This window comes from Providencia sp. PROV252, from assembly GCF_033676005.1.
GTDB lineage: Bacteria > Pseudomonadota > Gammaproteobacteria > Enterobacterales > Enterobacteriaceae > Providencia > Providencia vermicola.
The window spans coordinates 2,934,338-2,947,937 of the sequence record NZ_CP096294.1 but is presented as its reverse complement, the minus strand read 5'-3'; the positions used below and the strand labels follow the sequence as shown (position 1 = coordinate 2,947,937).

Annotated in this window: 13 protein-coding genes and 1 pseudogene; 9 read left to right on the top strand and 5 right to left on the bottom strand. The window is 38.0% G+C overall.

What is annotated here, in order from left to right; translation table 11 throughout:
• The first annotated feature begins 8 nt into the window (after nt 1-8).
• From M1F05_RS13575 to M1F05_RS13555, 5 genes are all read left to right on the top strand, one after another.
• Nucleotides 9-1,061, top strand: a complete 1,053-nt coding sequence (locus tag M1F05_RS13575) for a UDP-glucose--hexose-1-phosphate uridylyltransferase (RefSeq protein WP_206082599.1) — start codon at nt 9-11, stop codon at nt 1,059-1,061.
• Between the two features lie 81 nt (nt 1,062-1,142).
• Nucleotides 1,143-2,294: a galactokinase gene (gene galK, locus M1F05_RS13570; RefSeq protein WP_206082598.1), complete on the top strand. Its 1,152-nt coding sequence runs from the start codon at nt 1,143-1,145 to the stop codon at nt 2,292-2,294.
• 20 nt (nt 2,295-2,314) lie between these two features.
• The gene (galM, locus tag M1F05_RS13565; protein ID WP_206082597.1) at nt 2,315-3,346 is read left to right on the top strand and encodes a galactose-1-epimerase; all 1,032 of its coding nucleotides are present in this window, start codon (nt 2,315-2,317) and stop codon (nt 3,344-3,346) included.
• A 136-nt stretch (nt 3,347-3,482) separates the two neighbouring features.
• Nucleotides 3,483-4,487, top strand: a complete 1,005-nt coding sequence (locus M1F05_RS13560; RefSeq protein ID WP_206082596.1) for a substrate-binding domain-containing protein — start codon at nt 3,483-3,485, stop codon at nt 4,485-4,487.
• Between the two features lie 280 nt (nt 4,488-4,767).
• Nucleotides 4,768-6,399, top strand: coding sequence for a sodium/sugar symporter (locus M1F05_RS13555; RefSeq protein WP_206082595.1), 1,632 nt, complete (start codon nt 4,768-4,770; stop codon nt 6,397-6,399).
• An 88-nt stretch (nt 6,400-6,487) separates the two neighbouring features.
• On the opposite strand, the pseudogene M1F05_RS13550 reads toward M1F05_RS13555, so the two are convergent.
• Nucleotides 6,488-6,670: pseudogene (locus M1F05_RS13550) on the bottom strand (zinc-binding dehydrogenase); the annotation flags it as partial.
• A gap of 264 nt (nt 6,671-6,934) precedes the next feature.
• On the opposite strand from M1F05_RS13550, the gene lpxL reads away from it, so the two are divergent.
• The 4 genes from lpxL (at nt 6,935) to M1F05_RS13530 (ending at nt 10,038) form a co-directional block, all read left to right on the top strand.
• Nucleotides 6,935-7,858: an LpxL/LpxP family Kdo(2)-lipid IV(A) lauroyl/palmitoleoyl acyltransferase gene (gene lpxL, locus M1F05_RS13545; protein WP_206082594.1), complete on the top strand. Its 924-nt coding sequence runs from the start codon at nt 6,935-6,937 to the stop codon at nt 7,856-7,858.
• A 519-nt stretch (nt 7,859-8,377) separates the two neighbouring features.
• Entirely contained in the window at nt 8,378-8,566 is a 189-nt protein-coding gene (locus M1F05_RS13540) for a hypothetical protein (RefSeq protein WP_241017453.1), read from the top strand.
• Entirely contained in the window at nt 8,526-9,590 is a 1,065-nt protein-coding gene (locus M1F05_RS13535; protein ID WP_241017451.1) for an FtsK/SpoIIIE domain-containing protein, read from the top strand. The genes M1F05_RS13540 and M1F05_RS13535 overlap by 41 nt, the downstream gene beginning before the upstream one ends.
• A gap of 160 nt (nt 9,591-9,750) precedes the next feature.
• Nucleotides 9,751-10,038, top strand: coding sequence for a hypothetical protein (locus M1F05_RS13530; protein WP_206082593.1), 288 nt, complete (start codon nt 9,751-9,753; stop codon nt 10,036-10,038).
• A gap of 710 nt (nt 10,039-10,748) precedes the next feature.
• Here M1F05_RS13530 and M1F05_RS13525 read toward each other — a convergent pair.
• The 4 genes from M1F05_RS13525 to M1F05_RS13510 form a co-directional block, all read right to left on the bottom strand.
• The gene (locus M1F05_RS13525; protein WP_318825870.1) at nt 10,749-11,162 is read right to left on the bottom strand and encodes a hypothetical protein; all 414 of its coding nucleotides are present in this window, start codon (nt 11,160-11,162) and stop codon (nt 10,749-10,751) included.
• Nucleotides 11,163-11,180: 18 nt separating this feature from the next.
• Entirely contained in the window at nt 11,181-12,002 is an 822-nt protein-coding gene (locus M1F05_RS13520) for a hypothetical protein (protein WP_197268985.1), read from the bottom strand.
• Complete coding sequence (locus M1F05_RS13515) at nt 11,995-12,909, bottom strand: MvdC/MvdD family ATP grasp protein (protein WP_048608936.1); 915 nt, start codon at nt 12,907-12,909, stop codon at nt 11,995-11,997. Before M1F05_RS13515 ends, M1F05_RS13520 begins: the two co-directional genes overlap by 8 nt.
• A gap of 207 nt (nt 12,910-13,116) precedes the next feature.
• A complete protein-coding gene (locus M1F05_RS13510; protein WP_318825869.1) occupies nt 13,117-13,569 on the bottom strand; it encodes an IrmA family protein in 453 nt (150 codons plus the stop codon).
• Between the last annotated feature and the right edge of the window lie 31 nt (nt 13,570-13,600).

Sequence of the window (13,600 nt, the reverse complement as noted above, 5' to 3'; positions counted from 1 at the left end):
GTAATTGGATGAACACAATGCAATTTAACCCCTCAGACTGCCCTCATCGCCGTTATAACCCACTCACTGGGCAATGGGTGTTAGTTTCCCCTCATAGAGCCAAACGCCCTTGGAGTGGTAGGGATGAAAAGCCTGCGGTAGAAAACCTACCCCATTATGATGCTGATTGTTTTCTTTGCCCAACCAATACACGGGTTTCAGGGGAAGTGAACCCTAACTATCAAGGAACGTATGTTTTTCAAAATGACCATGGTGCTTTATTGGCAGATGCCTGTGCGCAACCGAAAAACCAGTCTGAATTATTTCAAACTCAATCAGTGAGCGGCGTTAGCCGAGTGATCTGTTTTTCGCCAGATCACAGTAAAACCTTACCTGAACTTTCATTGTCTGAAATTGGCGGCGTGATAGACACATGGCAGCAGCAGATTAGTGAACTAAGTAAGTGTTATACATGGGTTCAGGTATTTGAAAACAAAGGTGAAATTATGGGGTGTTCACAGCCACATCCCCATGGGCAAATTTGGGCGAGTGACTTTTTGCCTAATGAAATTGAACGTAAAAACCATTTTTTATCTGAATATTATCAACGCAATGGCACTAACTTACTGATGGATTATGTTAACGCAGAGCGACTGGATGGCTCTCGTATAGTGGTTGAAACTGAGCACTGGGTAGCACTGGTGCCATATTGGGCTGCTTGGCCATTTGAAACCTTATTATTGCCAAAACAACACATTAAACGCATGGATGAGATGAGCGATGCCATTCGTTTGGACTTGAGTGTTGCGCTGAAAAAACTGACCTGTCGTTACGACAACCTATTTGAATGTTCTTTTCCTTATTCAATGGGATGGCACTTCGCCCCTTATTTTAAAGAACCTAAAAACATTGAACATTGGCAGTTACATGCGCTGTTCTACCCGCCATTACTGCGTTCTGCAACCGTGAAAAAATTTATGGTGGGCTATGAAATGCTGGCAGAAACACAGCGTGATTTAACCCCTGAGCAGGCGGCTCAACGACTAAGAGATGTGAGTGAACAGCACTATAAACAGTGCTAATCCTACAGAAACACACCTAATTAATATTTGTTTGGTTTTTATTTTCCGAGCAAATCAATTTTATGATTAAGGAACACGATAATGGAATTACTAAAACAGACGGTTGCTAGTTCGTTTGAAAAAACATTTGGTTACCCCGCTGATATCTATGTTCAAGCGCCTGGACGGGTCAATTTAATTGGTGAACATACCGATTATAACGACGGCTTTGTTTTACCTTGTGCCATTGATTACCAAACCATGACAGCGGCATCAAAACGCGGAGATCGTGTTATTCGTGTTGTTGCTGCTGATTATGATAATGACAGTGATGAATTCAGCTTAGACGACGAAATTACATTTTTACCTGAAAAAATGTGGGCGAACTATATTCGTGGTGTGATTAAGTTCTTATTAGAACGCGGTTTTTCATTTAATGGTTGTGATATAGCAGTTAGTGGAAATGTTCCTCAAGGCGCAGGTTTGAGCTCTTCGGCCTCATTAGAAGTGGTGATAGGTCAGACTCTTAAGAGTTTGTATCAATTAGATATTAGCCAACAAGAGATTGCGCTTAATGGTCAACAGGCGGAAAACCAATTTGTTGGCTGTAATTGCGGCATTATGGACCAGCTTATTTCTGCGTGTGGGGACGAAGGGCACGCCTTATTGATTGATTGCCGTAGCTTAGAACTGTTCCCTATTTCCATCCCTGATGATTTAGTTGTGATGATAATCAACTCAAATAAACAACGAGGGCTGGTTGGGAGTGAGTACAACACGCGTCGCCAGCAATGTGAGGAAGCCGCGAAAACCTTTGGCGTTAAAGCGTTGCGTGACGTGAGTTATGAAGACTTTTTACAGAAACAACACTTGTTGTCCCCCCTTGTTGCTCAGCGTGCAAAGCATGTCATTAGCGAAAATGAGCGCACATTATCAGCGGCCAAAGCACTGACAGAAAATGATTTATTGTTACTTGGCCAGTTAATGGAACAATCGCATATTTCTATGCGTGATGATTTTGAAATCACAGTTAAAGAAATTGATACGTTAGTGGACATCGTGAAATCGGTTCTAGGCTCTCAAGGTGGTGTCCGCATGACGGGGGGCGGTTTTGGCGGCTGTGTGGTCGCACTAATGCAACAGCAGTTTGTTCAGCCTGTCATCAATGCGGTTGAAGCTCAATATGCGAATAAAACAGGTTTACATGCGGATATTTATGTGTGCCAACCAAGCCAAGGTGCAGGCGTTATATAATTCAGGGCAAAGGATTGTTTATGCAAGAGAGAGACTCCGTTTCATCTGAACCCACGGTGGTAACCTTAACCAATCGACGAGGAATGACAATTATCCTGACAAACCTAGGTGCGAGCTGGTTAAGTTGTATTTTACCCCTCGCAAATGGGCAACGTGATGTTGTTTTAGGCTCCCCTAATATGACCAAACAAAAGGAGCAGGAGGTATATTTAGGGGCAACGGTCGGTAGAGTGGCAAACCGCATTAAAAATGCACAATTTTCAGTTAATGGAATACAGTACAACGTGACAAATAACCAAGGTGTTCATTGCTTGCATGGTGGAAAAGATAATTTCAGTTATCGAATATGGAATATTTCCCAGCAAAATGCACATCAAGTCACTTTTTCGCTAATTTCACCTGATGGCGACCAAGGCTTTCCTGGGGAGCTAAAGGTTGAGGTGAATTATGAATTAACGGAAGAAAACCAAGTGGTTATTCGTTATCAACACCAAACAACACAGATATGCCCAGTCAACCTAACAAACCATACGTATTTTAATCTTGCAGGGGAAGGGGCGGGAGAAACCGTATTAGGCCATGAGTTAGAAATCCAGAGCGGCTATTACCTACCGACTGATTTAGACGGTATTCCGACGGGAGAATGGAAAAACGTAGCGAATACACATTTTGACTTTCGCTGTGTAAAAACAATTGGCCGCGACTTTTTACAAGATGCAGACCAAAAAGCGGCTCGAGGTTACGACCACACATTTATTCTTGATGATACATTGAATAATGCTCGGCAACCCATTGCATCACTGCGTTCTCCTAACGGGGATGTACAAATGAATGTTTTAACGACAATGCCATCAATGCAATTATATACAGGAAATTATTTAATCTCAGTTGCAGGAAAGACAGGGGAATATGCCCCCTATTCAGGCGTCGCATTTGAAACGCAATTTCCCCCTAATGCAGTAAACCACCCTGAGTGGGGGGCGCAGTTTAGCCCGATTTCACAGCCTGAACAGATTTACATCAGTGAAACGTGCTACCAATTTATTTTCTAGACTTATTGTTTTGTATGTTCAACACCGCGATTTAGCGGTGTTTTCTTTTGATTTAAACAATTTTATTATGCGTAATGCCATTGTTTTTAATCCTAGCACATTGTTTAATAAGCCATCCTAATTGTAGAGGTGCACGATGGCGACAATCAAAGATGTAGCGAAAGAAGCAGGCGTTTCCGTTGCAACTGTTTCACGGGTGATAAATAAGTCACCAAAGGCGAGCCTAGCCTCGATTGAATCCGTAAAAAAAGCCATGAATAAACTTGGCTATCGCCCAAATGCTGCTGCACGTGCCCTTGTTAATCAGAGCTCAAATACTATTGGCGTACTAGTCAACGATGTTTCAGACCCCTTCTTTGGCGTCATGGTCAAAGCTGTTGATGCAGTAGCCCACAAAAATGGTAAACATATTTTAATTTGTAATGGTTACCACAATGCGAAAGAAGAACGGCAATCAATAGAGTTGCTGATCAATAACCGATGTGATGCGTTGATTATCCATTCTAAAGCGCTGTCTGATGATGAACTGATTGAATATGCGAAAGAAGTTCCCAGTATGGTACTGATAAATCGCCATATTGAAGCAATTGGTAATCGCTGTATTTCACTGAATAATTACAAAGGCGCGTATTTAGCGACGGAACATCTTATTCGCCATGGCCATACGAAAATTGCTTACATTTCGTCAAACCATCAAATTGAGGATGCGGTACAGCGTCTGTTAGGCTACCGTGATGCCTTAAAAAACAACGGGATAACGCTTTCGGATAGCTATATTGAATATGGGGTGCCTTATGGTGAAGGTGGTGAACAAGCGATGACAAACTTGCTTACCAAATCTTTGGCGATAACGGCGGTTGTAGGCTACAACGATTTTATGGCAGCAGGTGCTATTGCTGTACTTGATGAAAATGAAATTAATGCCCCTGACCAAGTTTCTGTGATTGGGTTTGATGATGTATTAATCGCACGTTATATTCATCCTCGTTTAACCACTATTCGCTATCCGATTCAAATGATGGCAGAAAAAGCCACGCAATTGGCACTCTCTTTAGCTCGAGGTGAAACTATCGCTGGCGATAATTTAATCTATTCTCCCACTTTAGTTCAACGAAACTCTGTTCGTCCACTGCATTCTTAATCGTTCTATCTCAATAAAAACCACAAAGCATAACGTCAAATGATAACGTTTACATTTTGTTTTTGAGGTTTGTCACGTATTTAACGTGTATTCTTATTTTTTTAGTCAAAATCTTGCTTTTACTTATTTTTAATACGTTGAATTTGCATTGTTAGTGCAATTTCTGTGGGATTAATAGGCATAAGTAAAAAAATGGTGAAAATATGTGATTCAAGTAACGGAGTTATTTTGTGGTAACGTTTACACTTGCTTCGTTATCACTTGGCGAAGGAAATTTATTATGCAGACAGAAGGTGTTGGATTAAGCACTTTAGACTACGGGATATTTATCTTGTATGTGCTAATCATTATTACCGTCGGGCTTTGGGTATCTCGAGATAAAAATGGGCAAAAAAAAGGAACAAAAGACTACTTCTTAGCAGGAAAAACGCTGCCTTGGTGGGCAATCGGTTCATCTTTAATTGCAGCAAATATCTCCGCAGAACAGTTTATTGGTATGTCAGGCTCCGGCTTTTCTATCGGACTAGCCATTGCTTCTTATGAGTGGATGGCCGCATTGACGCTAATTATCGTTGCTAAGTATTTTATGCCTGTATTTATAGATAAAGGCATATTCACCATTCCTGAGTTTGTTGAAAAACGCTTTAATAAAACATTAAAAACGATCTTAGCTGTATTTTGGCTGGCTTTATTTATCTTTGTTAACTTAACCTCAGTACTCTATCTAGGTGCATTGGCATTACAAACCATCCTTGGTATTCCAATGCATTACGCTATTTTTGGTTTAGCACTGTTTGCTGTTATTTACTCCCTTTATGGTGGTTTATCGGCAGTTGCATGGACCGATGTTGTGCAAGTTTTCTTCCTAATCCTCGGTGGCTTCTTAACCACGATTATGGCTGTGAATTATATTGGTGGCGATGCGGGTTTGTTTGCAGGTATGAGCAGAATGGCGAGCGAGGCTCCAGCTCACTTTGAGATGATATTGAGCCAAGATAACCCGCAATTCAGTAACTTACCTGGTATCGCAGTACTGATTGGTGGCCTATGGGTTGCAAACTTATATTATTGGGGCTTTAACCAGTACATTATTCAGCGTGCATTGGCCGCTAAATCCATTGGCGAAGCACAAAAAGGTCTAGTGTTTGCGGCATTCTTAAAACTCATTGTCCCTATTCTTGTTGTCGTCCCTGGGATTGCTGCATTTGTGATTGTCTCTGACCCTGCATTACTGGCTGGCTTAGGGACAATGGCTTCTGAACATATGCCAACCTTGGCGCAAGCTGATAAAGCCTATCCATGGTTAACTCAGTTCTTACCTGTTGGTGCGAAAGGTGTCGTGTTTGCTGCATTGGCCGCTGCGATTGTTTCTTCTTTAGCCTCCATGTTGAACTCTGTGGCAACCATTTTCACTATGGATATTTATAAAGAATATATTGCTCCAGCAACTGCCGATCATAAATTAGTGAATGTTGGGCGGGTTAGTGCAGTTATTGCGTTAATTATTGCTTGCTTTATTGCGCCACTGCTGGGGAATATTGGCCAAGCATTCCAGTATATTCAAGAATATACTGGCTTAGTGAGCCCTGGTATTTTAGCGGTATTCCTGCTTGGTCTGTTCTGGAAAAAAACCAATGCGAAAGGTGCTATTATCGGTGTGCTGCTTTCCATTCCATTTGCATTATTTTTAAAGTTAATGCCACTTGGAATGCCATTCCTCGACCAAATGATGTACACCTTCTTCTTCACTGCGGTAGTGATTGGCTTAATTAGCCTGACAACAGCAAAAGAGGATGATAGCAATGGCGCGATTATCTTGACGTCTGAAACGTTTAAAACATCAACAGGGTTCAATATTGCGTCCTATGCAATTATGGTTATCTTGTGTGTGTTGTATGCTTTGTTTTGGTAATCAGCAAGTGTGTTGATATAAATAAAATGACAAAACCCACAAAAGTGGGTTTTGTCATTTATTGCTAGATTTTATTTTGGGTCAGATATCAGCTTACTTCGATAACGATTTTTCCAAATGCCCCTTGATTGAGTAGTGCCAGTGCCTCTGGCAGTTGGTCAAAGCGGAATAATTTATCGATTACTGGTTTTAACTTGACTGAGTCGACAGCCCTGACAAAATCTTCAAGTGCTCGGCGATGACCAACACCAATTCCTTGAATCGTGGGTGTCCATCATACCAATCATAGCTGTTTCAATATGAGGTATAACAATATCACTTTTAGTGAACTTAGATGCAAAGCGGTAACATATTTCAGAGTGTGCGTTTATTGATGGGGTTGATTTATATAGACGATCGTATAGATGAGCTCAGTGAGAGCTTTTTGCTGAAACCATGGCGTTGATAAATAATTAATCATAGATGTTGAATTTAAAAAAAATTCAACTGTCTAACGTAGATTGCATACCGCAAAGATGAAGTGTTGATAAATATCATGTACACCAAAAATTTATTTTCTATAAAGTTGCTCCATCCTAAATATGCTATGACATGGTTAGGAATTGTATTTTTATTTTTATTGGTTAAATTTCCTTATAAATGGCAAGTTAAGCTTGGTGCTTTTTTGGGCGAAAACTCGAAGTATTTTATTAGAAGAAGAGTTTCAATTATAAAAAGAAATTTAGAGTTATGTTTCCCAAATAAAAGTACCAAAGAGATAGATGACCTCGTTACTGAAAACTTAAGGTCGTTAGGTATTGCATTATTTGAAACAGGGATTGCGTGGTTTTGGAGTGATAATAAAATAAAAAAATTATTTCAAGTCAAAGGAATGTCTAATTATCAAGATGTTATCAGCAAAAATAAAGGGGTCATCATAGTTGGTGTTCACTTTATGTCTTTAGAGCTGGGCGGTAGGATAATGGGGCTTTGTTTTCCTGTTAATGCGATGTATAGGCCACATAACAATAAAGCGATGGAGTATATTCAAACAAAAGGACGATGCCGCTCAGGAAAAGGGATGATAAACCGAAAAAACTTACGATTCATGGTACAAGAATTGAAGAGCGGTAAAGCCATCTGGTTTGCACCAGACCAAGATTTTGGCAGAAAAGGGACTGTATTTGCCCCATTTTTTTCAGTTAAAAATACGTCTACCTCAAAAGGCACATCAACGCTTGCTCAACTGTCTCAATCACCAACACTGACGGTGACATTGTTACGTAATAGTAATGGTATTAATTATGATTTAGTACTAGGAAAAGAAATTATTAATTATCCGACTAATGATGCTTTACAAGACGCCACTATTATTAATTCCATATTAGAAAAGGAAATAATAAAAGCACCTGAACAGTATTTATGGGCTCATAGACGATTTAAAACTAGGCCAGATGGAGAGGCTTCCTTATATATTTAGCGACAATAAAATATGCGTGTTTTTCTGATTATAGGGCTAATAAGGGTCTTTAAGACAAGAAGTGCAAGCAAGAGAATACTAAAAAAATAAATATTCTAGGCAATGTTATTGTTGTAATTAAAAAACGTTTTATCAAACTATTTCTACAATAGCGCCTCTCGAGTCGTTATGTTTTGCATGTGGTACTGATACACAAAGCAATCAGCTCCCCAGCCATAGATAGCTGGGGAGCTGATAAAAGCGATAATATTTCTAAGCAGCCTCAATCATGTACAATCGTCATACACATAGATCTCTTGGTGTTTTTATAATCAATTTTATTATTTTTACTGTTCTATGAATAGAAAAGAGGACTATTATTTTAGCTTTAGCTGCCCAAACCTACCTGATTTTATGAGATAATCTTTTCCAAATCTATTTTGTATATATTATCGGCAGTTAGCGTAAAAATAATCAACACTAACTCAGCCCTACCCGCGCTTTCCGATAATAACTGATAAGAAAAGAGAATCTATCGACATGGCTAAATCACCCGCGAAAAAACCAACCAAAGGCTTTGAAGAAACCCTTTGGGATACCGCTAATCAACTGCGTGGTAGCGTTGAATCCTCCGAGTATAAGCACGTGGTGCTTAGTTTGGTGTTATGGGTTGTCTTCCCTTTCAGTCATGTTAGGAGAAAACATTATAGGAGAGCCAGTTGGTTGTGATCTGGCTCAAATGCCGCATTTGCTTATTGCGGGCGTGACGCGCTCAGGCAAGTCAATGTTAATGCATTCCTTGGTAATGAGCATTTTATACAGAAACTCGCCGGATAAAGTTCGCTTTGTGATGTTTGATACAAGCCAGCTTGAACTCACTTTATACAACGATATACCCCACTTATTATTTCCTTCCGCTTCTGATCCCGTTGGATCAATAAAAGCATTAACGTTTTTGGTTAATGAGTTAAAGCGTAGACAAAAATTATTTGGAGCATTAAATCAACGTAATTTGAGTGGATACAATAAGGTAATATCAAATGCGAAAGAGTTAGGTAGGCCTATACTTGATCCCTTCTGGCGCCCTAATGAAAATTATAGCGATCATCTTTATTTAGGCTATGAGCCTGAAATTGTTGTTTGTATTGATGATTACGTTCAACTTATTGGCGAGTATAAACAAATAGGGGAAATGTTAGTTCTATTGAGCCAGCAAGGTCACGCGGTTGGTATTCATTTAATACTAACGACTCGTAGCCCTTTATCCACCAGTATCGGTTCACAGCTTCGAATTAATATTCCTACGCGTATTGCTCTTTCGGTGTCGTCTAAGGCTGACTCTAATTTAATCCTTGATCAGTATGGTGCAGAATCACTATTTGGTTTGGGGGATATGCTATTCGCATCACCGAGTTTATCTGAGCCTACAAGAATTCAAGGTGCTTATGTGAGTGACTTAGATATTAGGAATACAGTCGATTATTGCAAACGATGGGGAAGCGCGAGTTATCTTCATCTTTATAACGATGTCCAGAATACAAGTATGCTAAACGAAGAACTTGACCCATTATTTGATCAAGCAACTGAGTATGTTGTAGAAAAACAGCGCGTTTCTATTTCAGGGATCCAGCGGCAGTTCCGAATCGGTTACAACAGAGCCGCAATGATTGTAGAGCAGTTAGAATTACAAGGCATAGTCAGTGAACAAGGCTACAATGGTCATCGTGAGGTATTAGCTCCACCGTATGAGTAACCACGAATATCTCCAAATGAAGAAGCTGATGGTATAACACTCAAAAACTGCACACAGTATTTACCAGTTACTTGGCGTTCTTGGCCTACACTTTGATGCGAGTTGGGGCGGTATTAACGGTGGTATCACGATTCCATGCGGTATTAATCAGCTACCACTTGTGTATGCGCTTTATGATGTACTTGAAAAGGGCAAGCCACATTCATTCGATGGCCGTATTGTTGAACCTGATGAAGACGGAGACATTGTTCTATACACGACTTATCGTAAGCATGATTTACCTCAGAACATTCAATATGAGCGATTCAAGCTTTACCCTGAATTCTTGAAGGAAGTGGGCGGGGAAAAGGTAGAATTAACACCAGGAGAGCCTTGTGATACTCCCCGCGGCCACTGGGTTGATGTTCGTGTAAACATGCCATCAAACTCTATCTACAATCAAAAGTAAGCTGAAGCTGAGAGACTCGCTAAGCTAGAAGCAGAGCGATTAGCGCAAGACGAAGCTAAACGTGCAGCAGAGGAAGCGGAAAGGGCAGCGCAGGAAACTATTATTGATGAAAATGATACAGCGCTGCAGCAGTAAATAAAAAAGCCCACCGAAGCGGGCTTTTAGTGAACTTAATAATCCGCGTACGATTTGCGTATCATTTGTAGTTCTATTTGTGTCAGTGCGTAGTCCAACTAATTTTGCTAACTTCCTGTTTTTAAACCTGTTGTCCTATCACGCTGGCGGAGTCTGAATTCGTCGCTTAACTAAATGATTTTATAGTGCTAATGTTCAATTCAACTTTTCAAAAGTGCCTAATAAGGTGCCTAAAAAAATTTTGATTGTTTTTTATGCATCGAAGTTAATGAGGTATTTATTCATCGTAGTTTGGTATTTTATCATTTAGTGAAAAAATTGCTACTTTGCTATGTAATGTGTATAAAATATTACGCATTTTTTATACTTTATAAAAACAGTTTGGATTTTACTTATAGATTAAAGCTATTGAACTCCAGTACTTAATGTTAGCACAATCGTACTTATGTCAATGCTAAAGATAAGGCGAACAGTATTAGTAAGAGTAGAAAGAGGTAAAATTAAGTATCTAAAATAAATGATTGCCCGACCGAATAACTAGGGAAGGGCGCAGCATCTAAGGCTCATTTTAACAATTATTCATCGTTATCTGATTGCTCAAGCACTTTGGTAATGATTGTTGTATCGGATAAGAAATAAGATATATGGTCGGTATCAGATGTTTCTAATTCACGAGTTTCAACAGTAGTAAATAAATTGAGTTCATCGTTATCGGAGTTTTCTATTACAGCTGTTTCAATTGTACTCATATAGTAAATTTCATCATGGTCTGAGTTTTCTACAATATTAGTATGTAACGTTGAATATGTGCCAATTTCGTCACGATCGCTATTTTCAATAGTTTCTGTAAGTGTTGTCGACAATCCTAGGATTTCATCATGGTCATCTGGCTCAATAGTAAATGTTTTTCTAGTAGAATCAATTGGATGCATGGTATTTGATTGCTTTACGGTCAGTGTTTCACTGTAATTCATGATATATGGTTTCATTTGGTGCAGCTCCGTTCATTATGATATAAAAGTGGAAAAATGAGTCTGTAAATACACTATATAATAATCATATGTGTAAGAAAAAAAGTTGCTTAATATAAAAATACTTAGCCAAGTTAGAATACATGCGCCTATAAGACGGTACAGGTATTTTTCTATATTTTTCACTAAACTAGCGTAATATCGAACGGCATCTTTTATATCATACCAATCTCTATAAAAAGCTGTAGATAAAGCTGTTTCTTTTGAGTTTTTTTTCAAATCACCAAAACTCGATTTATAGAAGGAGCTAACAGCAATTGCTTTTTTAATGAATAATGTCAAATTTGTTGCATAAACTAGAGATAAACCCCATAAAAAATAGGGCGATAATTTTATATAAAAAAAGGTTTTAAAGTTCACGATTTCTGTAAGTAAAAAACCTAGGAAACCGAATAAAGCTAATCCGATGGTAGAATAAAATGAAACTTTATTATGTAAGGAGTAAAGAGAGCCAATGCTTTCTGCTATCCTGATTTTTAGAAATTCTTCTTGTTGAATTTGTTGTAGGTTAGTAGATGTTCTCAAGTATAATTCATAGCTTTTTACTTTTTCCTCAACCTCACTTGGTTCAACTCGGCTTTGTAATTCATCAAAAGAAATACACTTAAAAAAATTAAATTTATTATTAACTCTATTCAGTGAAATTACATAAATTATATTTGTCCCTAGAGGTATTGAAAATAAAGATAGTCTAGCGGTACTAAAGTTATTATAAGTTCCAAAATTATCATCATTTGATATATGGAATATTGGTAAGGTATTTAATAGTTTTAGAACAAAAGTAATAGTGCTAATCATGATTTAAATACTCCACTATAGCTTTAGATATATCACAACCAATTTCAAATTCTAACCATGCCCATTGTCCATTTGCATTCATTTCAAGAAAGTACCAGTCACCATCACTAACGATGAAGTCAAAACAGCCAAAATCAATGCTGTTTTGAGACATGAAATCCAAGCATTTTTTGTAGATATCCTTTGGGATATTGATTAATTCATATTTTAATTCATTATTTATTTTACGCCAGTCAACTTGGTTTTTAGAAATTATTTTTACCGTGAAATCCTGTTTTGAAATAAATGTGGCTCTAACTTCATAATCTTTTTTTATATATTCTTGGAAATATGCGGGAGAATACTTTAACCCATCATCATTGATGTTTGGATTGTATTTATTAGTCTGTACATATTCTTTTTCATTGTTGTTTAAAATAGAGCCAATAGATATTGGTTTAACAATGGTGTTATTTTTTTCTAGTTTATTAATCTCTGATTTGTTATTGGTAATAGTTAATTTTGGAATCAAGAAGCCTACTTGCTGAGCAATTTTTATTTGTAATATTTTATTATCAGCTCTGCGCATAATAGATGGTTTTGATAGGCAAGGACCTGAAAAGCTTTCAACTATACCATCAATAAGTGAATGACTTTCTTTGAGACTAAATGTATGATATTTAGAATCAATGATGCCAGTAAGATTTTCTGATGCTGGTTTTCTATAATAAATTGATTTACAGCTAGTAGTGCTGATTTCTTCACCTAGACTATTTGTAATTTTAAACCCAGATAAATCATAACTAACTTTGTAAGTTGAAAAGTAATCTGTATTTAAACGGAAAAAATTTATATTTCTATAACGATTAATTATATAATCACATGTACGATCATAACTGCTCGTGACTATTAAAATTTTGTTTTTCATTACAATTCTCTATTTAAAACATTTAAATTAATTCTACATAATACATTGAAAATTTTGAAGGCTGTTGAATTCAAGCTGGTGATTTGTTAGGTAAATAAGCCAAATCGACTAATAAACTAGATTTTATCGAAAGATACTACTGCAAAGTTGAACAGTAGTATCTATTTTAGAATATTGATTTTATTTAGATATATTACGATAGGAATACTACTTTTTTCCGGCGACCGACATCTTAGCTAACTCTGGGTTACTAGCCTCAAAGATCGATAGCGGCAATTCAACCTTACCACCATTTTGATCTTCCACTGCTTTAACCACCTCAAACTCAGCAACATCCTCACAAGGTATTTCTAATCCAGCAAAGGTGGCACGAGTGGCGCTAGAATCGCCAAAAGGTTCCACTTCCAGTACCGTATCCCCTAATACTTTTCCTTGCCTATCTCTCATTCTCAAGGTTATCTCAAGCGCACCAAACTCCGCATGGTCTAGAACCATATGGTTACCGCCATTATCGAGAGTAAATGAATAACCACAGTAACCTTGGTTAATAAAATTTGAGCTAGTATGTGTGATGCTTGCATAACGCTGTTGTTCTTCAGCCAAGCTAAATGCACTGAATGCCAATAATCCTATCGCAAATACACTTTTTATCTTATTCATTATATTTCCTTTTGTTATCTTGTATCGTCCT